The sequence below is a fragment of the Pseudomonas chlororaphis subsp. piscium genome, from assembly GCF_003850345.1.
GTDB lineage: Bacteria > Pseudomonadota > Gammaproteobacteria > Pseudomonadales > Pseudomonadaceae > Aquipseudomonas > Aquipseudomonas piscium.
The window spans coordinates 4,110,278-4,137,250 of record NZ_CP027707.1 but is presented as its reverse complement, the minus strand read 5'-3'; the positions used below and the strand labels follow the sequence as shown (position 1 = coordinate 4,137,250).

The 26,973-nt window shown below is 62.9% G+C and carries 22 protein-coding genes and 3 pseudogenes; 17 read left to right on the top strand and 8 right to left on the bottom strand.

From position 1 onward, the window contains the following. Positions 1-75: 75 nt before the first annotated feature. Positions 76-1,572: an ATP-binding protein gene (locus tag C4K38_RS18805; RefSeq protein WP_053279708.1), complete on the top strand. Its 1,497-nt coding sequence runs from the start codon at positions 76-78 to the stop codon at positions 1,570-1,572. Here C4K38_RS18805 and C4K38_RS18800 read toward each other — a convergent pair. After that, positions 1,519-4,335: an ATP-binding protein gene (locus C4K38_RS18800; protein ID WP_053279707.1), complete on the bottom strand. Its 2,817-nt coding sequence runs from the start codon at positions 4,333-4,335 to the stop codon at positions 1,519-1,521. The genes C4K38_RS18805 and C4K38_RS18800 overlap by 54 nt on opposite strands. A 386-nt stretch (positions 4,336-4,721) precedes the next feature. Here C4K38_RS18800 and C4K38_RS18795 point away from each other — a divergent pair, with 386 nt between their 5' ends. The 9 genes and pseudogenes from C4K38_RS18795 (at position 4,722) to C4K38_RS18755 (ending at position 13,721) form a co-directional block, all read left to right on the top strand. Beyond that, positions 4,722-5,297 carry a flavodoxin family protein gene (locus C4K38_RS18795; protein ID WP_053279706.1) on the top strand — a complete coding sequence of 192 codons (576 nt, stop codon included), beginning with the start codon at positions 4,722-4,724 and terminating at the stop codon, positions 5,295-5,297. A 30-nt stretch (positions 5,298-5,327) separates the two neighbouring features. Next, complete coding sequence (locus C4K38_RS18790) at positions 5,328-6,152, top strand: alpha/beta fold hydrolase (RefSeq protein WP_053279705.1); 825 nt, start codon at positions 5,328-5,330, stop codon at positions 6,150-6,152. 245 nt (positions 6,153-6,397) lie between these two features. After that, positions 6,398-6,517 (top strand): annotated as a pseudogene (locus C4K38_RS18785) (integrase); the annotation flags it as partial. Positions 6,518-6,534: 17 nt separating this feature from the next. Then, positions 6,535-6,745: pseudogene (locus tag C4K38_RS18780) on the top strand (DUF2274 domain-containing protein). A gap of 134 nt (positions 6,746-6,879) precedes the next feature. Next, positions 6,880-8,955 (top strand): type VI secretion system Vgr family protein, encoded by a 2,076-nt coding sequence (locus tag C4K38_RS18775; protein WP_081364227.1) that lies wholly within the window; start codon positions 6,880-6,882, stop codon positions 8,953-8,955. After that, complete coding sequence (locus tag C4K38_RS18770) at positions 8,952-9,800, top strand: DUF4123 domain-containing protein (RefSeq protein WP_081364230.1); 849 nt, start codon at positions 8,952-8,954, stop codon at positions 9,798-9,800. Before C4K38_RS18775 ends, C4K38_RS18770 begins: the two co-directional genes overlap by 4 nt. After that, positions 9,797-10,588 carry a hypothetical protein gene (locus tag C4K38_RS18765; RefSeq protein ID WP_053279693.1) on the top strand — a complete coding sequence of 264 codons (792 nt, stop codon included), beginning with the start codon at positions 9,797-9,799 and terminating at the stop codon, positions 10,586-10,588. Before C4K38_RS18770 ends, C4K38_RS18765 begins: the two co-directional genes overlap by 4 nt. A 95-nt stretch (positions 10,589-10,683) precedes the next feature. Continuing rightward, on the top strand, positions 10,684-11,478 hold the full coding sequence (locus C4K38_RS18760; protein WP_053279702.1) for a hypothetical protein: 795 nt from the start codon (positions 10,684-10,686) through the stop codon (positions 11,476-11,478). Beyond that, positions 11,475-13,721 carry a lipase family protein gene (locus C4K38_RS18755; protein ID WP_053279692.1) on the top strand — a complete coding sequence of 749 codons (2,247 nt, stop codon included), beginning with the start codon at positions 11,475-11,477 and terminating at the stop codon, positions 13,719-13,721. The genes C4K38_RS18760 and C4K38_RS18755 overlap by 4 nt, the downstream gene beginning before the upstream one ends. Before the next feature lie 133 nt (positions 13,722-13,854). On the opposite strand, the gene C4K38_RS18750 is transcribed toward C4K38_RS18755, so the two are convergent. Further along, positions 13,855-14,280 carry a helix-turn-helix domain-containing protein gene (locus tag C4K38_RS18750; RefSeq protein WP_053279691.1) on the bottom strand — a complete coding sequence of 142 codons (426 nt, stop codon included), beginning with the start codon at positions 14,278-14,280 and terminating at the stop codon, positions 13,855-13,857. A 277-nt stretch (positions 14,281-14,557) separates the two neighbouring features. Between C4K38_RS18750 and C4K38_RS18745 the strand changes: the two genes are divergently transcribed. From C4K38_RS18745 to C4K38_RS18715, 7 genes are all read left to right on the top strand, one after another. After that, positions 14,558-15,547, top strand: a complete 990-nt coding sequence (locus C4K38_RS18745; protein WP_016703073.1) for an MBL fold metallo-hydrolase — start codon at positions 14,558-14,560, stop codon at positions 15,545-15,547. A gap of 33 nt (positions 15,548-15,580) precedes the next feature. After that, the gene (locus C4K38_RS18740; protein WP_053279690.1) at positions 15,581-16,504 is read left to right on the top strand and encodes a LysR family transcriptional regulator; all 924 of its coding nucleotides are present in this window, start codon (positions 15,581-15,583) and stop codon (positions 16,502-16,504) included. A 127-nt stretch (positions 16,505-16,631) separates the two neighbouring features. Beyond that, on the top strand, positions 16,632-17,048 hold the full coding sequence (locus C4K38_RS18735) for a DoxX family protein (protein WP_053279689.1): 417 nt from the start codon (positions 16,632-16,634) through the stop codon (positions 17,046-17,048). After that, entirely contained in the window at positions 17,041-17,670 is a 630-nt protein-coding gene (locus C4K38_RS18730; protein ID WP_053279688.1) for an antibiotic biosynthesis monooxygenase, read from the top strand. Before C4K38_RS18735 ends, C4K38_RS18730 begins: the two co-directional genes overlap by 8 nt. Before the next feature lie 118 nt (positions 17,671-17,788). Continuing rightward, the gene (locus tag C4K38_RS18725; RefSeq protein WP_053279701.1) at positions 17,789-19,627 is read left to right on the top strand and encodes an amidohydrolase; all 1,839 of its coding nucleotides are present in this window, start codon (positions 17,789-17,791) and stop codon (positions 19,625-19,627) included. A gap of 68 nt (positions 19,628-19,695) precedes the next feature. Then, positions 19,696-20,322, top strand: a complete 627-nt coding sequence (gene ycaC / locus C4K38_RS18720; RefSeq protein ID WP_007924341.1) for an isochorismate family cysteine hydrolase YcaC — start codon at positions 19,696-19,698, stop codon at positions 20,320-20,322. A gap of 134 nt (positions 20,323-20,456) precedes the next feature. Beyond that, a complete protein-coding gene (locus tag C4K38_RS18715; RefSeq protein WP_053279687.1) occupies positions 20,457-21,362 on the top strand; it encodes a LysR family transcriptional regulator in 906 nt (301 codons plus the stop codon). A 63-nt stretch (positions 21,363-21,425) separates the two neighbouring features. On the opposite strand, the gene C4K38_RS18710 is transcribed toward C4K38_RS18715, so the two are convergent. From C4K38_RS18710 to C4K38_RS18685, 6 genes and pseudogenes are all read right to left on the bottom strand, one after another. Further along, positions 21,426-22,691 (bottom strand): TIGR02270 family protein, encoded by a 1,266-nt coding sequence (locus tag C4K38_RS18710; protein WP_053279686.1) that lies wholly within the window; start codon positions 22,689-22,691, stop codon positions 21,426-21,428. A gap of 30 nt (positions 22,692-22,721) precedes the next feature. Continuing rightward, the gene (locus C4K38_RS18705; protein WP_124345300.1) at positions 22,722-23,369 is read right to left on the bottom strand and encodes a hypothetical protein; all 648 of its coding nucleotides are present in this window, start codon (positions 23,367-23,369) and stop codon (positions 22,722-22,724) included. A gap of 559 nt (positions 23,370-23,928) precedes the next feature. Continuing rightward, positions 23,929-24,352, bottom strand: a pseudogene (locus tag C4K38_RS32930) (DUF4150 domain-containing protein); the annotation flags it as partial. Beyond that, a complete protein-coding gene (locus C4K38_RS18695) occupies positions 24,352-25,392 on the bottom strand; it encodes a hypothetical protein (RefSeq protein WP_124345299.1) in 1,041 nt (346 codons plus the stop codon). The gene C4K38_RS18695 and the pseudogene C4K38_RS32930, both read right to left, overlap by 1 nt. Further along, positions 25,389-26,501, bottom strand: a complete 1,113-nt coding sequence (locus C4K38_RS18690; protein ID WP_053279684.1) for a DUF2169 family type VI secretion system accessory protein — start codon at positions 26,499-26,501, stop codon at positions 25,389-25,391. Before C4K38_RS18690 ends, C4K38_RS18695 begins: the two co-directional genes overlap by 4 nt. A 15-nt stretch (positions 26,502-26,516) precedes the next feature. Then, the gene (locus C4K38_RS18685) at positions 26,517-26,966 is read right to left on the bottom strand and encodes a DUF6484 domain-containing protein (protein WP_053279683.1); all 450 of its coding nucleotides are present in this window, start codon (positions 26,964-26,966) and stop codon (positions 26,517-26,519) included. Positions 26,967-26,973: the final 7 nt, after the last annotated feature.

The following is a 26,973-nucleotide window of genomic DNA, read 5'->3' as shown; positions in this document are numbered from 1 at the left end:
AAGATACCGGGGAATTCTTGGCAATGGAGGTGCGGGAGCCTGGCGCCGGGCCGGGTTTCCAGCACGTGGATGTGCATGAACAGCATCAGAGATTTGCACGGCGACGGGCTGCTGCGGTTCGGCCCCTACGTCTTCCACCTGCGGCAGCGGCTGATCCTCGACGGCGATCGGCCGTTGCGCATGGGCGGGCGCGCCCTGGATATCCTGCGGGTGCTGGTCGAGCGCGCCGGCCAGGTGGTGAGCAAGGACGAATTGATCGCCCGCGTCTGGCCGACCTCGGTGGTCGAGGACATCAACCTGCGCGTGCACATCGCCGCCCTGCGCCGCGCCCTCGGCGAGGGCCAGGACGGGCGAGGCTACATCGTCAATATTCCGCAGCGCGGTTATTGCTTCAGCGCCCCGGTGCTGCATGAGGCGCAGGAGCAGCCGGTCGCGCTGGTGAGCCTGCACAAGCCCCAGCACAACCTGCCGGTACGGCTGACCCCGGTCACCGGCCGCGACTCGGTGGTCGGCAGCCTGGTCCGGCAGTTGCCGGTGCGCCGGTTCATGACCCTGGTCGGCCCGGCGGGGATCGGCAAGACCACGGTCGCGCTGCGGGTCGCCGAGCTGCTGTTGCAGCACTACCGCGACGGTGTGTGGTTCATCGACCTGGCGGCCATCGACGACCCGGCGCAACTGGTCGAGCACTTGAGGCACAACCTTGAACTGGACGCCGGCCTGGAGGCATTGGCAACGCAACATGCCTTGCTGGTGCTGGACAATTGCGAGCACCTGCTCGAACGCTGCCGGGCCGTGGTCGAGCAGTTGCTGGCCTCGGCGCCACAGCTGTCGATCCTGGCCACCAGTCGCGAACCGCTGCGAGCCTCGGGGGAAACCGTGCATGGCCTGGCGGCCCTGTCGGTGCCGCCGGCTTCGTCGTTGCACAGCGTGGCGGAGGTCATGAGCCATTCGGCGGTGCAGTTGTTCGTCAGCCGCGCCCGGGCCTGCCAGCAGGGTTTTGCCTTGCGGGAACAGGACCTGGCAGCGGTGCGCGAAATCTGTCGGCGGCTCGATGGCTTGCCGTTGGCCATCGAACTGGCGGCGGCGCAGATCGACGCGCTGGCGCTGGTGGGGCTGCAAGCGCAGCTGGACAACTGCTTCCAACTGCTGACCCAGGGCCGGCGCACCGCCGTGGCCCGGCACCAGACGCTCAAGTCCGCCCTGGACTGGAGCTATCGGCGCCTGAGCCCATTGGAGCAGAGCCTGTTGCAGCGCCTGGCGGTGTTCGACATGGCTTTCACTGTGCAGGCCGCCACCGACGTTATCAGCTGCGCGGTGCTGCGGCCCGAGTGCGTGGCCGAGGTGATGGCGCGGCTGGCGCGCAAATCGCTGCTGGTGGTGGAGCCCGGCCAGGGCACGACGCATTACCGCTTTCTCAACACCACCCGCGCCTATGCGCTGGAGAAGCTGGAACGCAGCGGGCAGCTGCGGGTGTTCGAAAGGCGGCATGCCCACGCCATCGGCAAGGCGCGCTGGCTGTCAGTCAGGAAGGTCTCGCTGCAGCTCATCGAGCAATTCACGGACGCGAGTTAGGTCCGGCGTGGCAAAACCTTCGGTGAACCGGGCGTAGAGCGGTTCGAGCAGCTCATGGGCGCGCTGGAACTGGCCCTGGCGCTGCCAGAGCCGGGCCAGGGAGGTGGCGCTGCGCAATTCCCAGGTCAGCGCGCCCTGGGCCCTGGCCACCGCCAGCGCCTGGTGCAGCACCGCTTCGGCGGCGTCAGGCGCATTGTCGGTCAGCAGCGCCTCGGCCCGGGCGCGCAGGATCTCCGCCGTGCTCCAGCCCGCGGTGCCGCTTTCGGCCCGTTGCAGCAAGGCGTCATCGATGAAAGCGCCGTCCAGGGTCACCATGATTTCGCCGATCAGCCCGATGCCGGATTGCGGCGGTGAGAACACCGTGCCGCCTTCGATGACTTGCGCATAGTGCTGGCCCCAGGTGTAGAACAGCAGCACCGAATGCTTCTGCGCCTGCTCCAGCAGCAGGCGCAAGAGTTCGCGGGCGGTCGCGGTGTCGCCGTTGTAGTGGGCGATCAGGCAGCCGGCCAGGGCCAGGGTGTAGCAGATGGACGTGCCGTGGTTGATCTGCAGGGCAATCTCCAGGGCCTGGCGCGCGGTACGCCAGGCCTGTTCCGGATGGCCTTGCAGCCAGAGGATCCGCGCCTGGATCGTCAGGGCGGCGACGCTCTGGTCGTACTGCACGCCAAAGCCGCGGGTGAAGCGGCTCAGATTGCCGCTCTGGGCCATCAGCTGGATGACTTGCTCGGCCTGGTCCCGGGCCCGCGGTTGGTCGCCGGCGAAGTGCAGGGCCAGCACCTGCAGGCGCTGGGTGCTGAGGGACATCGCGGTCGGCCCGGCGTCGCGCCGCGCAAGGTGGTCGAACTGCCGGCTTTGCTCCAGGGCCAGTTGGTAGTGACCGCAACTGAGGTTGACCGCCATGTGCCCGGACACCGCCTTGAGCTGGGCGGCCACATCGTCGCAGCCTTCGGCCAGGGTCCTGGCCGCCACGAAGGCCTCGATGGCTTCGGCGCTGCTGCCCTGGGTGTGGTAGCAGGCGCTGCCGAGGGCCAGTTTGAGGGCCTGGGTCAGGCGCGGGCAGGGTTCATCTGCCGCATGCAGTTGGGCCAGGGCCTTTCGCACATAGCCGCCGTGTTCCTTGAGCAGCGACAGCTCCTGCCACAAGGGGGTGGAGACCGCGGCCAGGCGGGTCGCCAGCTGTTGCGGGCCCTGGGCATTCAGGCCCCAGTCGAGCGCCGCGCGGATGTCTTCCAGGCCGCGGGCGTGACGCTCGACCCAGAGCGCCGAGGGCGTCTGTTCCCAGTCGTCCTGGGCCTGATGCATCAAGGCCAGGCAACGTTCGGCGTGGCGCTTGCGGGTAGCCGGCAGTTCGGTGGCCTGCTCGAGCTTTTCCAGGGCATAGCTGCGGGTGGTGTCCAGCAGGCGATAGAACACTTCCTCGTCGCCGACCTCCACGTTCAGCAGGGACTTGGCCACCAATTGGGTGATCGAGGTAAACACCACGCGGGCTTCGATGTGCTCGCCGACGATCACCGCCGCGGCCGATTGCAGGGTGAAGCCGCCCCTGAACACGCCCAGCCGGCGCAGGCAGGCCTGCTCGCAGGCATTGAGCAGTTCGAAGCTCCAGTCCAGGGTGGCACGCAGGGTCTGATGACGCCCCGGGGTGATCTGGCAGCCCTGGGGCAGCAGGCGAAAACTGCCTTGCAACTGGCTGAGCAAGCCGGCGAGCCCCAGGTTGCCGACCTGGGCGGCCGCCAGTTCGATCGCCAGGGGAATGCCGTCCAGGCGCCGGCAGATATCGATGGCCAGGGGCAGTTCGTCATGGCTCAGTTCGAAACTGTCGTGGCTGGCCATCGCCCGTTCGACGAACAACTGCAGGGCCGAAAAAGTCAGGGCCTGGGCGCGGTCCAGCACCGCGATGGGCGGTGGGCAATCGAGGGATTCCAGGCGTTGCACGAATTCGCCCTCGGCCCGCAGGCTCTCGCGGCTGGTGGCCAGGACATGCACCTGTGGCGCCGTGCGCAGGATGCTTTCGCAGAGCGGCGCAATAGCGTCGAGCAAGTGCTCGCAGTTGTCGATCACCAGCAGCATCTGCCGCTCGCGCAGGAAGCTCGCCAGGCTGGCCAGCGGTTCGCCGTCGTGCAGCGCCAGGCCGAGCAGGGTCGCCAGGTGGCTGGTGATCATCCGCGGGTCGTTGAGCGGGGCCAGGTCCAGCAGGCGGATGCCGTCCCGGTACTGGCCGATCAGCTGTTCGGCGACCCGCAGGGCCACGGTGGTCTTGCCGATGCCGCCGGGGCCGACCAGGGTGATGAAACGCTGGCGCGCCAGTTGCCTCATCACATTGTCCACCAGCACCTGGCGCCCGATCAGGCGGGTGCGGCGCACCGGCAGGTTATGGCCGCTCGGCTCGGCGGGAGCGCCTTCGGGGCTTTGCTCGAAGCGCTCGGGGGAGAAGGGCACCAGGGCGAAGGGCGCGACGAAGCTGTAGCCGCGCTGGGCCACGGTGACGATGTAGCGCTGGCCGGCCTGGCCGTCGCCCAGGGCCTTGCGCAGCGCCGCCATGTGCACCCGCAGGTTGGTGTCTTCGACCACGCTTTTGGGCCAGACCCGGGCGATCAGTTGCTGCTTGCTGACCACCTCGCCGGCGTGCTCCAGCAGGATCAGCAGAATGTCCATGGAGCGGCGGCCCAGGCGCAAGGGCCGCTCGGCTTCCAGGATCAGGCGTTGCCCGGGGTAGATCCGGTAGGGGCCGAAATGCACAGCTTGTTCGGGGGCTAGGGTCAACGGCTCACTCCTGCTGCTGTTGTCTTTTTTAATCCTCCCCGTTGCACCTGTGCGGGGCGGGCGGACGAGGGCACGGCCTCTATCTCGCGGTTTTCGAGCATGTTCCTCAGGTTTCCTGAACAACGCAACGCGGCGCGGACGAGCGTGCATCGACTGCATTGGCCACAGCAATCTTCTTGCCAGCGATGGCGCCCGTATTCATTGGCCGCGGCCTTGGCGACGAGCGGGCAGGGGCGGTGCCTGGGCCATTGAAAATTAACAACGTTTAACTCGTCCTGCCTGCGCGCCATGCCCAAAACTCCAGGCCTTCACCTGCGCCAATCGAAGGGACGATTGTGCGTGCCGCGCGAAGAAAAAAGGGATGAACAGCTCTGGAGGATGCCGGAATGAGCAAGGTGGTGGTGGTCTATCACAGTGGCTATGGCCATACCCGGGTCATGGCCGAAGCCGTGGCCCAGGGGGTGGAGAGTCACCTGAACAGCGCCTGCCGGCTGATTCCGGTCGAGGAGGTGCACGAGCAGTGGGAGCGCCTGCACCAGGCCGACGCGATCATCTTCGGTGCCCCGACCTACATGGGCAGTGCCTCGGCGCCGTTCAAGGGCTTCATGGAGGCCACCGCGGCGTTCTACCTGGCCCAGCCCTGGCGCGACAAGCTCGCCGCCGGCTTCACCAATTCCGGTTGCCTGTGTGGCGACAAGCTCAACACCTTATTGCAGATGGCGGTCTTCGCCGCCCAGCACTCGATGATCTGGGTCGGCCTCGACCTGCTGCCAGCGCGTTCCAGCAGCGGGGTGTTCGACGGCCAGTTGAATCGCCTCGGCAGTTCCCTGGGCGCCATGGCCCAGTCGAATGTCGAACAGTCCCCCGAACACGCGCCCCCTCTGGAAGACCGCCGCACCGCAGCGCACCTGGGCGAGCGGGTGGCGCGCCTGGCCGAGCGCCTGGGCCATTCATCGATTTGAGTCACCCAACCCCCTGAAGGAGCAAATGCCATGAGTACATTCACCACCCGCGACGGTACCGAGATTTATTACAAGGATTGGGGCAGTGGCCAACCCATAGTCTTCAGCCATGGCTGGCCGCTGAATGCCGACAGCTGGGAGGCGCAGATGATCTTCCTGGCGTCCAAGGGCTACCGGGTCATCGCCCATGACCGCCGCGGGCATGGCCGCTCCAGCCAACCCTGGTCCGGCAACGAGATGGACACTTACGCCGACGACCTGGCGCAGCTGATCGAACACCTGGACCTGCGGAACGCGGTGCTGTTCGGCTTCTCCACCGGCGGTGGCGAAGTGGCGCGCTACATCGGTCGCCATGGCACGGCGCGGGTCGCCAAGGCCGGGCTGATTTCCGCGGTGCCGCCGCTGATGCTCAGGACCGCGGCCAACCCCGGCGGCTTGCCGATCGAAGTCTTCGACGGCCTGCGCGAGGCTTCCCTGGCCGACCGTTCGCAGCTGTACAAGGACGTCGCCAGCGGGCCGTTCTTCGGTTTCAACCAGCCTGGCGTCAAGCCTTCCCAGGGCATGATCGACTGGTTCTGGATGCAGGGCATGACGGCGGGTCACAAGAATGCCTATGACTGCATCAAGGCCTTCTCCGAAACCGACTTCACCGAAGACCTGCAGAAGTTCGACGTGCCGACCCTGGTGGTGCATGGCGACGCCGACCAGATCGTGCCGATCGAAGCCGCCGGCATCGCCTCGGCCAAGCTGGTCAAGGACGCGAAGCTGCTGGTCTACCCGGGCGCCCCCCATGGCCTGACCGACACCCACAAGGATCAGCTCAACGCCGACCTGCTGGCGTTCATCGAGGCCTGAGTCGCTCGGCGACCTGCGCCTGATCCATAAAAAAACGCCGGGAGGTTTTGCCCCTCGGCGTTTTTTTATTTTCACGATGATTCCAGTACCGAAGTTTGCTGGACCTACGCCGCAGTCTGATACAGCAGGTTTATCAATTGCCTGGGCGAGTTCAACCTATGCCGGTGCTTTGCGAAACCTGACTGACTTCCGACCGCCTGACGCCTATCCGGCCCTTGGAATCTGGGTCTTTCCGAGGAGTCATCATGGCTAAGATCAAACTCACCAAGTCCGCTGTCGATGCGGCACAACCCCAGGCGCAGGCCGTCGAACTCCGGGACACGCTGGTGCCCGGTTTCCTGGGCAAGATTATCCCGTCGGGCCGCGGCCCAAAACCGAAAGCATCAAACTGAGCTTCGCCTGCCCGGCCAGTCTGAAAGCCGACCTCGACCGCTACGCCGCGCTGCACTGCACGCGCAGGCGTATGGCGAAATAGTCGACGTGGCGATGCTGATCCTGCACAGGCTGGAAGCGTTCATGGCGGGGGATCGCGGGGCAGGAAAGGGAGCACAGCCAAGGCAGCGCCGCCGGAACCAATGGCCACCAGGCAGTAACGAACCCCTCTCAAAATCCCCATCGACTTTAAGAAAAGTCCCGCAGACGTTGGGGGTGCGGCATTGCTAATGTCCTGCCAGCCATTTGTTCAGGGTCATTGAAAGGCCCGCTGTCTCGCTTAAGGAAAAGCAATATGTTTGCGCCTGCCCATACTGCGCATTTCACGCTCTCGATCCCCTCTGTTCGCCATGACTTCAGGGTGTTGGCTTTCGACGGCATCGAAGCCCTCAGCACCCTCTATGGGATCCGCGTCGAACTGGTCAGCGAGAACCCTGACTTCGACCTGGAGAGCCTGCTCAATCAGCCGGCCTTTCTCCGGTTTGGTCTCAATGGCGAAGGCCTTCATGGGCAGATCGAAGATCTGTATGTGGGAGAGACGGGCAAGCGCCTGACGCGCTATCACCTGACCCTGGTGCCGGTATTGCACTACCTGCAGTTCAGCTTCAACCAGCGGATCTTCCAGCACTTGACGGTGCCGCAAATTGTCGCCCAGGTGCTGGGCGGCCATGGCATCCAGCCCGATGTCTATACCTTCAATGTCAGTACCAGCGCGGAACGTGAGTACTGCACCCAGTACGGGGAAAGCGATTTCGAGTTCGTCCAGCGCTTGTGCGCCGAGGACGGTATTGCTTGGCACCATCAGCATTCGGCCGAGGGCCATCTACTGGTGTTCAGCGATGACCAGACTTTTTTCCCCATGCTGGGGGATACGCCGTACCAACAGGATACGGGCACGGTAGCGGACCATCCGGTGGTCAATCGGTTCTCCCAGCGCTTCAGTACCCGTACCAGCACCGTAACGCGTCGCGACTACGATCTGAAACGTCCCAGCCTGCTGCTCGAAAGCCAGTTCACCGCGGAGTTTCAGCCGGCGCTCGAGGACTATCGCTACCCCGCACCTATCACCACGCTGGAGCGCGGCAAGGTGTTGGCCAGGCAGGCCCTGGAGCGGCACCGCGTCGACTATCAGTTGGCCGAAGGCCAAAGCGATCAGCCGATGCTGCGTAGCGGGCACTTCTTCAACCTGACCGGACACCCGCGCAAGCGCTGCAATGACTTGTGGTTGCTGTTGAGCGTTACGCATTGCGGCCGACAACCGCAGTCGCTGGAAGAATCCGTCACCCGTGATATTCGACCCGAAGACGGCTTCACCCAGGGCTACCGCAACAGCTTCACCGCGATTCCGTGGGACGTGTTTTTCCGTCCTCCGCTGCTGGCGCGCAGGCCACTGCTGGGCTGCCAGACCGCCCGGGTCACCGGCCCGGCCGGAGAGGAAATCTTTTGCGATGAATTTGGAAGGGTGAAGGTCGAGCTGCACTGGGACCGCCTGGAGCTGGGTAGCGACAAGAGCAGTTGCTGGCTGCGGGTTTCTTCAAGTTGGGCGGGGGAGAACTTTGGCGCGGTGACCGTCCCGCGGATCGGCATGGAAGTCGTGGTGAGCTTCCTCGAAGGCAACCCTGACAGCCCGTTGATTACTGGTGTTGTGGCCAACAAGAGCACACCCGTGCCGTACCCTCTGCCGGCGAACAAAAGCAGGACCGTATTGCGCAGTCGCAGCACACCAGACAGTGGCGGCTACAACGAACTGTCGATCGAGGACCGTGCCGGGCAGGAAAAAGTTTACCTGCGCGCACAACGTGATCTCGAGCAACTGATCCTCAACGACAGCGACACCACGATCGGTAACGACCGGCGCGAACAGATCACCCGGAACAGCCACAGCCTGATCGGCAATGATCGCTTTGATCAGGTGGACAGCGACAGCTCCAGCCTGGTCAAGGGTGATGAACTGCACACTACCCAAGGCGTGCGGAACACGCAGATCGGTGGCAATGAGCTGCTCTCCATCTCGGGCAATGGCAGCATCACCGTAGGCGGAACCTGGGTCGTGCAGGCGGGGCCACAGGCCCGGGTCACTGCCACCAATGTGGTGGTCGATGCGAGCACAAGCCTGACACTCAAAGCGGGTGGGCAGCACATTGTCATTACCCCTGGGGGGATCTTCAGCAGCGTGCCTATCGTCCTGGGCGGAGCACCTGTAGCAGGCATTGCGCCACAGCAGGCCCTACAGGCACTGGCCGAGGAGCCGCAGACCATCGTTGCCAATTCGTTGGCGCTCGTTGCTGCCGCCAAGCAGCGTGCTGCGGAATTCTGCCCACTCTGCGAAGCCTGTCGCGACGGGCAGTGCGCTATTGGAGAGGTTGCATGAGTACGCCCGAACAATGGATGCGCGTCCAGGGTGAGCTCGGCCAGCGCCTCTACCTGATCCTGGACTCCGTTGGTCAACTGGATGAGCGCAATGCGCTGCTCAACGAGTGGGACAACGACCAGTACCGCAATCTGTATAGCGGTACACCCGCCAGTTCGCTGGCGGCGGTGGCGCCGTACCTGTTTCAACTCGATACCCTTGATCATCCGATTATCCAGGCACTGCTCAAGTCGCCTGAACGGCATTGGGGGTGGCTGGCCAGCAGTGCAAGCGGCGATCTGGATCTGTTGACCCAGCATTGGCGCGCTCGCCTGGTGACAGGCGAGCGGCCGAATCAGGCCCTCTATCGTTTTCATGACAATCGCGTCCTGGGGCGAGCCTTGGCACATCTGCGCCCTGAACAACGCAGCGAATTCCTCGGGCCGATAGCCAGCGTGTGTTACTGGCAGGATGGACAATGGGCGGCCGCCTACAATCCCGCACCGGGCGAGTACGCAGTGCCGCCCGACCCGGCCTGGCTTGTTATCCCCTCGGCCCCGGACACGGCTGCCGGCATTCAGATCGACAACGTCCGGCGCTACCTGATGGTTGAACAGATGGAGCAGTTGGCCGAGCTTGCCAGGCAACAGGATGCGGACATCTGGATACAGGCTCAGTTAGAGTTGGCCCGCACATGGGGCTGGCAGGCACCTGAACAAGTCCGGTTCCTGCTCGCTCAACGTTTGCAAGCACCAGGCGATGCACTGCCCAAGTCCTGGTCACCTCAACTCGACGAAACACCCCAGACGCATTTTCAGCGTGTGTATCAGCAAGTGCAGTTTTGGCAAGGAGACGCCACCGTATGAATCGAACCCTTCAATGCCTGATCCTTGTCGGCAGCCTGGCGCTGGTACAGGGCTGCGCGGCCCTGGGCAAGTCCAACAGCTTCACTCTTACCGCAGATTTACCGCCCGAATACACATACGAGGCAACGGCTACCTATGTCCCGGCAAAAGGTGAGACATGCACAGTGCCTGGAGGAAGAAGTACTCAAATTGGCTTCAACGAGGAACGGCAGGATTACAAGCCAGATTCTGAGATATTACTGCGCAGAACGGTAAGCGGCTGCCCATTGGTGCTGTACAACGTTGATATGTATATCTATGGCTGGTATGGCAAGGACTGGGGTGATTTTGGGCGTGATTCAGCCAGAATCGCAGTACGCGAAGAGTTGGGGGATACCGTAAAGGGCAGGTTCAACCCCGTCGGGGAAAGTGAGTTTTCCGGCCAGTGCCAGATGCTGTTTCGTACGTCTGGTGGCTTGCGTCGTATCGTAAAAATCCTCGATTGCAAGAAGATGAATGCGGACGGCGAGGTGCTGAAGAGCCGTCCCTTTGCGGCCTATACCCTCGACGAGCTGCCGGGTAAAACCGTGAAGATGAAGATCAAGCTGGCCGAAGAGGAAAGGCCGTATATGAAGGACACCTGGGTCAAGGTGCCCGGTGGTTGGAAGCGTTGCATGGGCAAAGGATTCGAAGACCAATATGCATTCTGCTACGGCAACTACAAGGATTTCAGTACCTTCAGAATGCCTGGCGGCCGTATCTGCACCATCTATCCAGGCTGCACAGAAGACAAGGAGGTGACCCCATGAGCCTTGAGCCGATGCAAGAGTGGGAGCGGCCTTTCTTCGATACGCGCATGCATGCTTGTCCGATGCGGACATATTCGACCAGCTTTCAGTGGGCAGTGAGACGCCTCATGCAAAGCCTGATCCTCGTCAGTAGTCTGGCGCTGGTACAGGGCTGCGCCGCCCTGGGCAAATCCAATACCTTCACCCTCACGGCTGACTTGCCACCGGACTTCGCCTATGTCGCGTCGGTGTATTACGTGCCCGCCAAAGGGCAAACCTGCACCGTGCCGACGGCAGATAATCTGGCGCCGCAGTTCAACCGCGAGTGGCGCACCAAATACAGGCCGGATGCGCAAATCGAGATACGTCGGACTCGCAAGGGTTGCGAGCTGGTGATCGATTACGTCGAGCTGGAAATCAACGCGACCTATGGGCCGGACCGGAGTGACTTTGGGCGTGAGTATGCTCAGGTTTCGGTGCGCACAGAACTGCCAGAAGCGGTTAAAGGTACGTTCAACGCCGCTGGGGAAAGTGAGTTTTCCGGTCAGTGCCAGTGGCTATTCCGCACGATTGGCCCCAACCGCTATATCACCAAGATTCTCGACTGCAAAAAAACGGATGCATCCGGCGAGCGATTGAAGAGCCGCCCCTTTGCGGCCTATACCCTCGACGAGCTGCCGGGTAAAACCGTGAAGATGAAGATCAAGCTGGCTGATGAAGAGAGGCCGGGGTGGGGCGACACCTGGGTCAAGGTACCCGGTGGGTGGAAGCGCTGCATGGGCAAGGGCTTTGATGATCAACGAGCCTATTGCAACGGGAACTACAAGGATTTCAGCACCTTCAGAATGCCAGATGGCCGTAGCTGCACGATTTACCCCGGCTGCACCGAAGACAAGGAGGTGACTCCATGAGCCTTGAGCCGATGGAAGAATGGGAGCGGCCTTTCTTCGATACGCGTATGCATGCTTGTCCGATGCAGACACATTCGACCAGCTTTCAACTGGTGGACGAAGGAGGTGACGGCACGCCCTATGCCGGTTTGGCCTATGAGGTCACCGATTACGAAGGCGCCATTTACCTGGGCGTCCTGGACGAAACAGGCACAGGCAAGGTCAATCGACACTATTGCGGGCCGGTGGCGCTCAGACTTGATCGGGCATATCAAGGGGGGGATGAGCTTTATAAGGATTTAAGGAACAGGCCACATTACCCGCTGCCTATCACCGAGCTGCAAGTGCGCGCCGAAAAGACCCGCTTTCTGAACCCTAGCGGCGCCCGAACTCAGTCCAACCCAGCGCAAGCCCAAGCCGGTTTCTTCTGTCAGGTCGAGGTGAGCGAACTGGTGGCTCATCGTGCCCACCTACCGCCGCTGGCACCCCGCAACTTTCCGCCCCAGCACCATGTGCACTCGCTGATGCGCCGGCCCTCAGAAGCGGCCGCCATGGCGGAATTGGGATTTGGCCCCACGCCTCCTAAGATGCAGGGCATTGCGCTATTGCCGAACAAACACCATGTGCTGGAGGTGCGCCCGCTGCGGGCTCTGAGTCCGGTCCTGTCCACGGGCGAAGAATTCTGCTCACTCAACCTGTACCAGTTGGCACTGATGGCAACCCTGAGCTACAGCCCGTTTGGTCAGGTCCCTGCTACACAGCCGGTGGTGAGCGATAGCGTGAGCTTCCCGACGCAACCTAGCGTCGGGAACTGGTTTGGCGATGCCTTGGCCAAGTCTGATGAGCTTTGGCAAGTGGACGCGCAACAGGCGGGCGGGAAGACCTATTACCCCTTGTATGCCGATGTAGCGTATTCCAAACGTCTAGAGATCGTACCCTTCGACCCAGAGTTGTACCCGGATGTGAACAGCCCCGACCTGGGGGTGAGACAGGAGCATCCCGACAGGCTTCACTACTTTGACGATGCGAAAAAAGATGATCGCACCGATTCTCAGGCGTTCATCACCCATAACGATGAGCTGGTTTTACTGGTAGTACGGGGGACGGCCGGAGGTGCTGATGTGCTTCGCGATTTGGATGCTGCCCAAGTACCCTTCGAGAAGACCAATGGCAAGGTGCACAACGGTTTTTATGGCTCTGCCAAAGTGGTCCATGAATTCGTCACCACATATCTGGACAAATTCTACAGCGGGCAAAAGCTGGTCATCACAGGTCACAGCCTGGGCGGCGCAGTGGCCCTGTTAGTTGCCGAAATGCTACGGAGCGACAAAAAGTATGCAGGCAATATCTTGCTCTACACCTACGGCAGCCCACGCGTAGGCGACAAGACCTTCGTGGAAAACGCCAAGGCTTTGGTGCACCACCGCATAGTCAACCAGAACGACCCGGTGCCCAGTGTCCCGGCGACCTGGATGAACACGTCCTGGCGTATGTCGGGGATGGGCGCTGTGCTTACGTTCTTCAATCCTGCCCTCGGAGGGGTGGTCTTGTTCCTCAGTCCCGTCAACATTGCCGGCGAACCCTATACGCACCACGGCACTCTGCGCCATTTCATGCCAGTGTCGTTTGCCGATGGCCACAAGTCCGCAATCCTTTGGACGCCCGGGTGTAAAACGATTACCGAGCGGGGTGGTGCGGCGGTCTGCGCCAAGGCGCTGGATGCCAAGAATGGTTTGCCAAAGCGAGGGGGACTGCTGCAACAAATGGTGGATAACGCCCACCACAAGATGGTCGTCAGCTACATCCCGCATTGCTGGGCTTCCTTGCGCCGTGCGCAAGAGGCTCTGCAGGAGGGGCGCACCCTGGTGACTTCGACTGAGTATGATCGGGTCCATGAAGCGCTACAGGACTTCGAGACACAGTTGAGAGAAAAGGAGGCGGCGGCACGCGGTTCTGTCAGGGAACGCCAGATCGTAGGTCCGCTGCGCGCTGAAATCGGCAGGTTGCAAGAGACCGCCGCGCGACTGAAAGACCTGAGCGAAGAACGTGTCACCAAGGCGAAGGTATACGGACGGGTTGCCGAGCAGCCCGAGGTATTGGCGATGAGTCTGGACCGCTGGCTGGCGCACCCCTTCAATCGCACGCAGGAACAACTTGCGATGGCGCCGCCAGATGCCGACAGCAACGATCGTGCGATTGCTGCTTTGGTCGGCGGCCACGTCCCGGGCACCACCTTCAATCTGGACATCGATGCGATAGGGTAGAACGGAGCAACAAGGGGGGCTTCCCAGTTGCCCCCCTGCCGGTCTCGCGCTCAATAAGCCGCAACAGCCTTGGCTATCTCCGTGCGGCTTGCCAGATTCAAGCCCGTGATACGACAAGGTTCGAACCGCGGCCTTATGCGCTCGCCTGGTCGAGGCAGGGGCGGGCGCCCAGGACCCGGCACCGCCAGGCGAACGGGTTGATGCCTTCGCTGTGGGTGAAGATGTGGCAGAAGTGCGCCTGGTCGCAGAAGCCGCATTCCAGGCTGATCTGCGTCAGGGTCAGGTCGGTGTCCTGGATCAGTTGCTTGGCCCGGGCGATGCGCTGGCAGCGGATCCATTCCTGGGGCGACAGGCCGGTGCTGCACTTGAAGGCGCGGGAGAAATGGCTGCGGGACAGGGCGCAGGCCCGGGCGAGTTCGGTGACTTCCAGGGTGCTGCTCAGGCCGTCGAGGATCATTTGCTTGACCAGGCTTTCGCGCCAGGGAGAAAGGCCGCCGGGGGTGGTTTTTCGGCTTTGTGGGGCGGGCGCCCTGACGGCGTTGTGCTGAGCGTGGGCCATGACGAAATTCCGTGTCGGTGGGCATGCGCCGACGCACCGCAGGGTGGGCCGGGCGCTTCCCGATTTAGAAAACAGGTCTGCGCAGAGGGCTTCATTCTTGGTGGCGTGGCGGGGGCTTGCGAGTTAAACGTTGTTAATTCCGTTAACCCGCAGGTGGGCAGTGGCCGCAACTGAGCACATGGCTGCAATTTTTGCGGCGCGCGGCCGGTGCATGATCGACCTTGTACGGCTGGCTCGGGAGTGGCCGTTTTTCTGACTCGATCAAAAAGGTGAAGGCATGACGCATTCTCTGCTGTGCACGCTGCGCGGAGCAGCCCTGGCATTGGCCCTGACATCGCTTGGCGCCCAGGCGCAGGCGCCGGTCCAGGGCACCCAGGTACCCGGTTACTACCGCCTGGCGGTGGGCGACTACGAAGTGACGGCGCTGTTCGATGGCTACAACGACCTGTCGCCGAAGCTGCTCCAGGGCATGACCCAGGGCCAGATCCGCGCCTTGCTGGCCCGCCGCTCGATCGAGACCCCGGGGGTACAGACCGCCTTCAACGCCTTCCTGGTCAACACCGGCAAGCAACTGATCCTGGTGGACACCGGCGCCGGCCAGTGCATCGGCGCCACCGCCGGCATGCTCACGGCGAACATGCAGGCCGCCGGTTATCGCCCGGAGCAGGTCGACGCCATCCTGCTCACCCACCTGCACCTGGACCACGTGTGCGGGCTGGTGGATGGCAAGCAACAACCGCTGTTCGCCAACGCCACGGTCTACGCCGCCCAGGCCGAAGCCGACTACTGGCTCGATCCGCAGGCGCTGGCCAAGGCGCCCGCCGGTGCCCGGGAGTTTTTCAAGATCGCCCAGGACTCCACCGCCCCGTACCGCGCCGCCGGACGCTTCAAGACCTTCGCCAGCGGCCAGTCGCCGGTGCCGGGCGTCGAGGCCCAGCTGGAAGCCGGGCATACCCCGGGCAGCACCACCTACCGCTTCACTTCCCAGGGCCAGAGCATCCTGTTCATGGGCGACCTGGTGCATAACCTGGCGGTGCAGTTCGAGCACCCGGAAGTGTCGATCCGTTTCGACGTCGACAACCAGCAGGCGATCAAGGCCCGGGCCAAGGTCTTCAGCGAGGCGGCCAGCAACAAGACCTGGGTGACCGCGGCGCACCTGCCGTTCCCGGGCGTGGGCCATATCGCCGCGGTGGATGGGCATTTCCAGTGGGTGCCGGCCGAGTACGGGCCTTACCAGCGGGCGGCCAAGGTGCCGATGATCGAGTGACGTGCGCTGGCTGAACACAAGGGGACTGCCGCTATGAACCGTAACGATCTGCGCCGCATCGACATGAACCTGCTGGTGATTTTCGAGGCCCTGATGTTCGAAAAGAACCTGACCCGGGTCGCCGAAAAACTGTTCATGGGCCAGCCCGCGGTGAGTGCCGCGCTCGGCCGCCTGCGCGACCTGTTCGACGATCCGCTGCTGTTGCGCAACGGTCGCGCGATGGAGCCGACGGCCCGGGCGCTGGTGATCCTCAAGGAGCTGCAACCGGCGATGGACGCGATCTCGGGCGCGGTCAGCCGGGCCAAGGAATTCGACCCGGCGACCAGCTGCGACCTGTTCCGCATCGGCCTGTCGGACGATGCCGAGTTCGGTCTGTTTCCGCCGCTGTTGAGCCAGTTGCGCGAAGAGGCCCCGGGCATAGTCGTGGTAGTGCGCCGGGCCAACTACCTGTTGATGCCGGCCTTGCTGGCCTCCGGGGAGATCTCGGTCGGGGTCAGCTACACCACCGAGTTGCCGGCCAATGCCAAGCGCAAGAAGCTGCGGGACATCGGCTGCAAGGTGCTGCGCGGCGACAACCGCCCCGAGCCCTTGACCCTCGATGAATACTGCCGGCGGCCCCACGCCATGGTGTCGTTCTCCGGCGACCTGAGCGGCAATATCGACCTCGACCTGGCCAAGGTCGGGCGCACCCGCCGCGTGGTGTTGGGCGTGCCGCAGTTCAGCGGTCTGCGGGCCTTGCTCGCCGGCACCGAAATGATCGCCACCGTGCCCGACTACGCGGCCTGTGCCTTGGTCGAAGGCTGCGCCTTGCGCGCCGAGGACCCGCCGTTCGCCATCGAGGCGGCGCAGCTGTCCATGGCCTGGAGCGGGGTGCACGACAACGATCCGGCCGAGCGCTGGTTGCGTTCGCGGATCGCCCAGTTCATGTCCGAGCCCTTGAAGATCCATACCGTCTAGGTGCTGGCGGTCGCGCCGGGCCCTGCGGCGAAGAGAGCACATACGTTCAATTTTTCCCGCCCGCACAGCGGCACCATGCAATCTCGGCGTTAACGCCGGGAATTCTTCAAATTGTGCGGGTGCGTCAATGAACGCTTCACCATGGGATGCACGGGCCCGGGACCTCGGGCTGCTGTTTTTGCGGGTCAGTGCCGGGTTGTTCCTGCTGTGGGTGCATGGCCTGCCGAAACTGCTCGACTACAGTGCGGAACTGCAACGCATCGAAGACCCGTTCCAGCTCGGCGCCAACCTGACGCTGATGCTGGCGATTTTCGCCGAGGTGCTGTGCCCGTTGCTGATTGTCGCCGGGGTGCTGGTACGCCTGGCGTGCCTGCCGATTCTCACGGTGCTGCTGGTGGCACTGCTGGTGGTGCATCCGCAGTGGAGCCTGGCCGAAGGGCAGTTCGCCTGGCTGCTGTTGATCCTGTTCAGCAGCATTCTGATTGCTGGCCCGGGACGGCTGGCCCTCAATGATCGTTTTGCCGGAGCCTTGCGTTATGTCTGATTTCAATCGTCTCGAGGCCACTGCGCGGCCGGGGGCCGATGAGGTCGTGACCCTGATCGTCAAGCACCGGGTCAAGGCGGGCCTGGAAGCGCCCTATGAAGCCTGGTTGCGGCGCATCGTCGGTATCGCCGGGCAGCACGAAGGGCATCTGGGGGTGGACGTGATTCGCGGCAAGAGCAGCGGCCTTGACCTGTTCACCTGCGTGCTGCGTTTCTGCTCCACCGAGGCGATGCAGCGCTGGCTCGAATCGCCGCAACGCCAGGCGCTGGTCGACGAAGCCGCGCCGATGCTGGCCGACGGCGACCAGACCGAAGTCCACCCGGTCCACGAGTTCTGGTTTTCCATCCAGGCCGATGCCGCCTCGCCACCGCCACGCTGGAAGCAGGCGCTGTTGACTATGCTGGTGATTCTGCCGCACACCTTGCTGGTGCCGCTGATCTGGGGGCCTGTGCTGCAACTGAATGCCTTGCTTGCCAACTACGTGGTCGCCACCTTCCTGATCACCCTGACCATAGTGCTCTCGGTGGTCTATCTGTTCATGCCCCTGGCGACCCGGTTGTTCGCACCCTGGCTGCAAGCCTCTGTCACCGATCGACACCTGGAGCCCGGCCATGGCCAATAACGACGACCCGACCGATCCGCTGCGCCGCCAATTGCTCGCCGCGGGATCCTTGCTCAGCGCCGCGGCGGCTTTCTGGCCGCGGCTGTCCCTTGCCTCTTCCCATTCAGAAGGACATCCGATGAACGCCGATCTGATTCTGTTCAATGGTCAATTCCATACCGTCGACCGCGAGAAGCCCCGCGCCAGCGCGGTCGCCATCAGCCAGGGGCGCTTCGTCGCGGTGGGCACCGATGCCGAGGCCATGGCCTTGCGCGGCAGCGGCACCCAGGTCATCGACCTCAAGGGCCGCACGGTGATTCCCGGCCTCAACGACTCGCACCTGCACCTGATCCGCGGCGGCCTGAACTACAACCTGGAACTGCGTTGGGAAGGCGTGCCCTCGCTGGCCGACGCGTTGCGCATGCTCAAGGACCAGGCCGACCGCACGCCGACCCCGCAGTGGGTGCGGGTGGTGGGCGGCTGGAACGAATTCCAGTTCGCCGAAAAACGCATGCCGACCCTGGAAGAACTTAACCAGGCGGCGCCGGACACTCCGGTGTTCGTTCTGCACCTGTATGACCGCGCCTTGCTCAACCGCGCGGCCCTGCGTGTTGCCGGCTACACCCGCAACACACCGAACCCGCCGGGCGGCGAGATTGTCCGCGACAGCAACGGCGAACCCACCGGCATGCTGGTGGCCCGGCCCAACGCGATGATTCTCTATTCGACCCTGGCCAAGGGGCCCAAGCTGCCCCTGGAATACCAGGTCAACTCGACCCGCCAGTTCATGCGCGAACTCAATCGCCTGGGCCTGACCAGCGCCATCGACGCCGGTGGCGGTTTCCAGAACTACCCGGACGACTACGCGGTGATCGAGCAACTGGCCCGGGAGCAGCAGTTGACGGTGCGCATCGCCTACAACCTGTTCACCCAGAAGCCCAAGGAAGAACTCACCGACTTCAAGAACTGGACCGGCAGCGTCAAGCTGCACCAGGGCGACGACTTCCTGCGCCACAACGGTGCCGGGGAAATGCTGGTGTTCTCCGCGGCGGACTTCGAGGACTTCCTCGAACCACGCCCGGACCTGCCGCAGACCATGGAGCAGGAACTGGAGCCGGTGGTGCGCCATCTGGTGGAGCAGCGCTGGCCGTTCCGCCTGCATGCCACCTACGACGAGTCGATCTCGCGCATGCTCGACGTGTTCGAGAAGGTCAACCGCGACATTCCCTTCAACGGCCTGCCGTGGTTCTTCGACCACGCCGAAACCATCACGCCGAAAAATATCGAGCGGGTTCGCGCCCTCGGTGGCGGCATCGCGATCCAGGATCGCATGGCGTTCCAGGGCGAATACTTTGTCGACCGCTACGGCGCCAAGGCCGCCGAACAGACCCCGCCGATCAAGCGCATGCTGGCCGAAGGCGTGCCAGTAGGCGCCGGCACCGATGCCACCCGGGTCTCCAGCTATAACCCCTGGACCTCGCTGTACTGGATGGTCAGCGGCAAGACCGTGGGCGGTATGGAGCTGCACGCCGAAGGCCTGCCGCGGCAGACCGCGCTGGAACTGTTCACCCACGGCAGCGCCTGGTTCTCCTCGGAGCAGGGCAAGAAGGGCCAGATCAAGGTCGGCCAGCTGGCGGACCTGGCGGCCCTGTCCGCGGACTTCTTCAGCGTCGAGGAAGAAGCCATCAAGTGGATCGAGTCGGTGCTGACGGTGGTCGACGGCAAGGTGGTGTACGCCGCCGGCGACTTCTCCAAGCTCTCGCCGCCCATGGTCCCGGTGCTGCCGGACTGGTCGCCGGTGGTCAAGGTGCCGGGGCACTGGCGCCCGACCTCGCCGCTGGTGGCCCAGGTGCACCAATGCAGCGGCCCGTGCGCGGTGCACTCCCATAGCCACGAGCGGGCGCGCCTGTCGAATGTGCCGGTCAGCGACTTCCAGGGTTTCTGGGGCGCCTTCGGCTGCTCGTGCTTTGCCTTCTGACGATCAACAACAGTGCCGGCCGCAGCGGCCGGCACCCATAGCGACATCCACCCACCCAGGAGTTTCACATGAGCAACGTACCCTACAAACGTCTGGACATTAATGACGCCGTTGTCCTGCTGGTCGACCATCAGACCGGCCTGATCTCGCTGGTCCAGGATTTCTCGCCGAACGAGTTCAAGAACAACGTGCTGGCCCTGGCCGACTGCGCCAAGTTCTTCAAACTGCCGACCATCCTCACCACCAGCTTCGAATCCGGCCCGAACGGCCCACTGGTACCCGAGCTGAAACAGATGTTCCCGGACGCGCCCTACATCGCTCGTCCAGGCCAGATCAATGCCTGGGACAACGAAGACTTCGTCAAGGCGATCAAGGCCACCGGCCGCAAGCAACTGATCATCGCCGGCGTGGTGACCGATGTCTGCGTGGCGTTCCCGACCCTGTGCGCACTGGAAGAAGGTTTTGACGTGTTCGTCGTGACCGACGCTTCCGGTACCTTCAACGAAGTGGTGCAGCAGGCCGCCTGGGCCCGCATGGCCGCCGCCGGCGCGCAACTGGTCAACTGGTTCTCCGTGGCGTGTGAGCTGCAGCGCGACTGGCGCAACGATATGGAAGGCCTGGCCAACCTGCTGTCGCAGCGTATCCCGAACTACCGCAACCTGATGAACAGCTACTCGGCATTCACTGCCAAATAAGCCTCGCGTCATCGCTGAGCTGAAAAAATGCCCGCCATCGCGCGGGCATTTTTTTTGCCTGGACACGGACTGATGAGGTGCCGGAGAGCCAGAAAGCCGCTATAAAGCGTTCAGCTGTCAACCAGAGAGTGACAATGAACCCGTTCGAAGACATGCGTATTTTTTGCCAGGTCATGGACTCCGGCAGTTTCACCGCGGCGGCGGATCAGTTGGGCCTGTCCAAGCAGTTCGTCAGCCGGCGCCTGATGCAACTGGAAGAACGCCTGGGCGTGCGCCTGCTCAATCGCTCGACCCGGCGCCTGGACGTGACGCCCCTGGGGCAGAGCTACTACGAGTCGGCCCTGCGCCTGCTCAGCGAAGTCGAGCAGGTGGAGCAGGGCATCGCCGGCCAGACCGTCGAGCCCCGGGGCACCATTCGCCTGAGCGCGCCGCTGTCGTTCGCCATGGCCCATTTGGGGGAGCTGTTGCCGCTGTTCCTGCGGCGCTATCGCGACGTCACGGTCGAGGTCGATCTCAGCGACCGCTCGGTGGACCTGCTCGGCGAGGGCTACGACCTGGCCTTGCGCATCGGCGTGCTGGAAGACTCGACACTGATCGCCCGGCGCATCGCCTCGATCCAGCGGGTGTATTGCGCCAGCCCGGCCTACCTGGCCGAGCGCGGCACCCCGCTCAGGCCCGAGGAGCTGCAAGGCCATGACTGCCTGCCTTACGGCCATGGTCGCCAGGTGCAGTGGCGTTTCGAAGGGCAGGGCAACAAGCCCTTGCTGGTCAACGTCACCGGCAGGATGCGGGTCAACAACGGTGAATTGCTCAAGGACGCGGCCATCGCCGGCATGGGCATCACTTACCTGCCGACCTTTATCGTCGAGGCGGCGCTCAAGGACGGGCGACTGGTGTCGCTGCTGGACGACTTCGAGCCCGCGCCCCTGGCCTTGTCGGCGGTCTACCCGCAGCACCGCCAGGGTTCGCGACCGGTGCAGGTGTTTATCGAGTTTCTGCGCGAACAGCTGAATCGCGGCGTGGCGTCGGTCGCGCGATAAGGCGTGGGGAGCATGCGCTGGCGTTAGCGGGGGGAGCCCGGTGCCATCCAGGCGGTTGCCGGCTCAGCGCCCGAACCCCGCAGGCTCTCCCAATAATGCCTTTTGCCGCCAGGCGGGGGCGCTGGTGGGGAAAAGCACTTCGCTCGGCCGCAAGCGAGCGATGCCGCATGCCGCGGCGATACGCTGGTGTTGCTGGCCGCGGATAAGCGCTTGCCGATAACTGCTTTCGCTCTGTTGCAGCCCCAGCACATAACCCACGCCCGCCTGGAAGTCGCCGCCATGGGCTTGCCACCAGGCTGCGATCAACGGCGGGTCGGGCCAGGGCAGGTTCTCATCGGGGTCCATGACGACATTGGCATCCTCAGGGTCGTCGTTCGGGCCGGCATCGAAATCCGGCAGGTCCTGCAATTCCAGATCGAGCAGCGCCAGGTCGGCGCCAGTCATCAGGCTGAAGGCCTCGCCAGCGACGCGGGCATGCGGCAGGTCGCTCATCTGCTGTATCAGCCAGGGCACACTGACCGGATCACCCAGCAGCCCAACAGCCTGGATGCCGATACGCCGCTGCTCGGGGTTCTGCATCAACCGGCGGATCCAGGCGATGCTGCGCTCGCGCTTTTGCCAGGCCAGCAATACGCAGAGCGCGCGGTACTGGAACTCGCCCGGTCGCTCGGCGAACTGGCGCAGCGGCTCCAAAGCTTCCTCGTCACCCATCTGCGCGGTGGCCCAGTTGGCCCAGAAGCGTGGGGCTGCCTCCTGATGCTGGCGGTGGGCACGAATCGCCGGCATCAGGTCACGACGGCGCAGCTCGCCGGCAGTACGAGCGGCCCGCGCCAGCACGCCGGGGTCGGCATGGGACAGTCCGGCCAGCAGGGCGGGGCCTGGGTCGTGGCGGTGCATGCCACAGGCGGCCAGGCCGATGCGGCGGAACAGGGGCTCGGGGGAGGCGAGCAGGCGGTCGATCCAGGGCGATACCCGCTCCCAGTCGAGCCAACCCAAGGCCATCAGATAGCCGCGCTCCGTTTCCAAGGCTCCCCGCAGATGCTCGCTGAGCCGCGACAATACCTCAGCATTACCCGACTCGAAGGCCAGCACCGCACTGGCGAACATCTCGCCGATGGCGTGCGGGCCGAGCCGCATCAGCAGGGTTTCCAGGCCACTAGGGGCTGCGATCCGCAAGCCATCGAGATGAGCTTCGAGACGGTCGTCCAGTTTGCTTAGGTCGTCCAGATTGTAATGCGGTGCACTTACGGCATAATCGCGCAGGACGGCTAGGAAGCCGGCTTCTTCGGCGTGTTGGTGAACAATGAGTAGTACTGTGGACCCGGTCATGCTTGGTTTTCAGATTTCATTAGATAATGTTTATATGGGGAGAATGTAAGGGTTGCTTTGTAGATCGGAGACATCTAAAAATCTTCTGATTGATTCCTTTGGATCAAGCTGCCCAAGAGGAATCCGCGGATCAAGCGCCTCTCTTGGAATAGGTTCCCCCCAATCTGCCGATCGCTTTCTCGGATAAAGTTTGGTCAGCCTATCAAGAACCTCTCCTCTCCATACCAAGAACTCATCTTGACGAGGAAGCACGTGCAGAGGAAGCAACTCTGCCAACGTACCGTCACTTACAGAAGTCTCGTCCTCAACACCATAAACAGAGTTTAAGACGGTCGTCAGAGAAAGCCCTATAGCTCCCAAGATATTTCCCGGCCACTCAATTTGATCCAGCTCTTCGGGTAGCCAAAATTTATCATCCGTCATTTCAAAAACCCACAGAGCCTCAAGGTATAAAAAAGGTTGGGAGCTCTCATGTAAGGACTGCAGGCGGGCCACCACCCACTCACTACAACCAATACAATATGCAGTGATGGCTCTGTCGGAAATTTGAGAAAGAGATGTCTCAGTTATGGGATCAATATCTGCAAATTCCTCATATGGATCCCAGTCACTCCATGAGTATGTTGCGGGCACGTTGATGAGGTCAGTCGGGATGTATTCTGGTAGTTTATAAGTCATTTTTCACACCTCAGTCTCTCCAAGGACTCGTTGTCCTGATGATTTTCACATACCTTGATTTTGTGACAATTTGGTGCCCCATTCTTTCCACAGTTAACCCATCTAATTAGGCGTGCACAGTCCGCACAGCAGGGACGAGATACATTAATCAACAACACCCCCTCGGGATTGCTTCCGGATTTTTTAAACCATGCCTCAATTATTTTGGCTTCTGCGTGCCCCTGCACCGGACGAGGGGGTTTGTCGTTGTATACGAAAGGTTCCCCATCCCCACATCGCCTGACATTACTGGCTTGACCTCGTTTTATTCCTTTCGCATAGTTTGCATATTTTCCACCCCATTTTGCTTTTCTCGACGCAATAACTTTGCTAGCACTTACTCCACTGTGCCCTTTATTGCTTTCCTGAATGTCAGCAACAGCCAAGGTGGAAGGCTTGCCTGGACCATCTCCTACATGTATTAAGTTTATGGACTTTGGAAGGTTGTTATGCTCATCTGACATGTTTTTTTGAAGTTCTTTGCAGTTCGGATCGTTTTTGGGTACTACCATGCCGTCCGAATACGACGTGGGCGGAGTATTACCAGGATTCGAACCATGATTGTGTGTGGTCAGATCCATGTTCCGCACAACATTTTTTCCTTCGAACTTCACATCCATCGACCAGGAAGTAAAGTAAACCCTTCCCTTAATTTTGTTAGTGATGACCCCCTTCTTCGGCGCATTGCCAGCCTCATCCCCGTAACTGGTCTTGAAGTAACTCTTGTCCTTAAGCATCACCTCTTTTCCGGTAATTTTTACTGTACGCGTGCCATTGGTGGTGTCCTTCGCCATACCCGTATTGGGGTAGGGAATGGGCACCCCTGTCGGAGTCGGCGGCGCCTGAGGCGGGGTAAAGCAGACATCGGGGAAACAGGCGATGGATTTCCCTGCCGCCGCCTTGCAGGAGACTTCCATATTGTTGGCGTAGACCTCATTCGCCATCACGCAACCCTCACAGTCTGATAACTGAGCAGCGCGGCGGCGCGTTGCCCGGCGTCGTTGCCGAGGTGGCAGAAGATATTCGGGCCTTCGCCATAGCCCTTGCGGCTGGCGGCCAGGGCCACGGCGAGCATGGCCGGGCCGATGGCGGCGCCGACTTCGCCGATGCAGTCGGCGGGGTGCCAGAGGTGGAAGAATTCCTTGCGCACCCGCAGGGTGCGGCTCAGGGCCAGGGAGGCTTCCTTGAAGTAGTACTGCTCGCCGGAGATGTCGGTGAGCCGATAATCCATCAGCTCCAGCCCGCAGCCGGCTTCGCTCAGGGCTGCGCGCACGGCCTGGGTCAGACCTTCGGCGCGCAGAGGAATGTCTTCGGCCTCCACCGTAGCCTTCTCCACGCCGAACCCCAGGCCGATGCAGGCCAATTGCGGCTCTTCGCTGGCAACAGGGGCGGCCAGCACCACGGCGGCGGCGCCTTCGCCGGGGATAAAGCCGTTGGAGTTCTGGCTGGTGAGCAGGCGTTCGCGCTCTTCGAAGGCGGCCAGGGTCGGGCCGCTGAGGAAGGAGTCGACGCCGGCGATCAGCACGTGGCGATGGCCTTGCTCATAAATCAGTTTGCGCGCATTGAGCAGGGCGACTGCGCCGCTGACCCGGCCACGGGCAATGACATTGGAGCTGCCATGAAAACGCACGCCCAGTTCACGCTCAATGTCGTGCAGCAGGCTGAGGTCCAGGCCGTCGAGACGGCCGGGGCGGTCGGCCTCCGCCACCCCGAGCAGCAGCGGGGTTTTCTCCGGGTCGAGGCCCGACGTGTTTTGCATCGCCTCGGCGATGGCGCGGGCGGCCATTTTGATCAGCTTGCTGCGCCCGCGCCAGGGCTGTTCCAGGGGCACGCTGGCAGCGATCAGCCATTCGCCGCCGCGGTCGATAAAGCGGGTCTCCTGGAAGTTATCGATAGCGCAACGGATCGCCGCGCAGCTCGCGGGGGCGCTGAGGCCGACGGCGCTGACCATGCCGGAGCCGATGATGCAGAGTGCGGCCATCAGTGGGGCTCCTCGGGCGCGTGTTTGGCTTTAACCAGTGCCGACAGCGATGGGTAGTAATCCTTGCCCAGTTCGCGGGCGCGCCACCAGCCCGTGGACATGCTGCCCACCAGCACCTGGGCGATTTCGAACAGGTTGCGCTTGAGCGGGCGACTGGTGCGCCAGGTGATCTCGACGCGTTGCGTGTCGGTGTCGATCAGCAGGGTGTCGATCACCGCCTGCACGGTTTCATGGCCGCCTTTTTTCAGAAAGAAGGTCACCGGCACCTCCATTTCGGGGATGCGAAAGCCCGCGCGCTCCTGGGGCGTGAGGTTGAGCAACAGCACATCCTCGCCACCGCGCAGGTAGTGGGTCTGCTGATCGCCGGGGGCCGCCTGAAAGTAGCGGTGGTCGAAATCCGCCGGCAGAAAGGGAAAACAGTCGGCCAGCCAGGCATCGTCGTAGGTGCCGGCGAAGCGGGCGCGTTGCGGCCAGCCACGGCCGATGGGGCCGAGGGCCATGGGGCGGAAGTCGCCGGAGGGACTGTCGATCGGTTTGCCCAACTCCTCGGTGCTCGGCATCGGCATGCCGACGATGTCGGCACTGTCGGCGCTGCGCGGGTACCAGCCGCACCCGATCGGATTGTCCAGGTAGCAGTGACGCAATTGGGGGTCGTTGGCGATCGGATGGCTGCCGCCAAACGCCCGGGCGTAGGAGATGTCCTGCTCGGTAAACGGCTGCGGCAAGCCGGGAGAAACGCCCAACAGCCCCGATTGCCATTGCCGTGGACCGAGGACGGAAAAAGCCTTGCTCATCCGCCCGACGCGAATGCCCGCGGTCAGCTGCGTCACGGGGCGCCCGCCTGGCGCGTAGGCCTTGCCGCGTATCAAGACATCGCAGCATGGCTTGACCGGGGCGAAGTCCATTTCCTGCAGCGGGGCGCTGAGGCCGGGCTCGCCGAGGAAGGTGTCGGCCATCAGTAGCGGTTGCTGGGTCTCGGCGAGGCTGGCCGCGCGGCCGTCCAGGGGCAGGTTGAACGTGCCTTTGGCCACCACCACCAGGGATTCGCGGCCATCGGGCGCCAGGCCCTGGGTATAGGCCGCAAGCAGTTTGCTGGCGTTGAGCAGTTCCATGTGCCGGATACCCGTCTAGTTGATCTGCACCGAACCGCCCTTGATGCGGTTGACCCCGCTGGAGCGGCTGGACAGGTAGGCGCCCTGGATGATCACCTTGCCCGCGCGGGTCAGGGTGATGCTGGCCTTGCCGCAACGCAGCACGATTTCCCGCTCGGCGGTGAACTCCAGGCGTTCGCCATCCAGGTGGGCAATGGCGGGGACGGTCGTTTCAGGGAGACGCTGAATGCGGCCGATCACCAGCGGCAGGCTCGGGTCGCCGGCTTCGAACATCAGTGCGACCTGGGCGCCGATGTCGTCGCGACTGAGCTCGGTGGTGGTGCGGGCGGCGATGCCGGTTTCGCTGGGGCAGCCGGGAAATGCCACCACCGGCGCGCCGGCCTGGGGAACGTCCAGCAGAATGCCGATGACCACGCCATCCAAGCGCGCGGGGATTTTGACGGGGAGGTGCTGTTTGACGCTCATGGTCTGT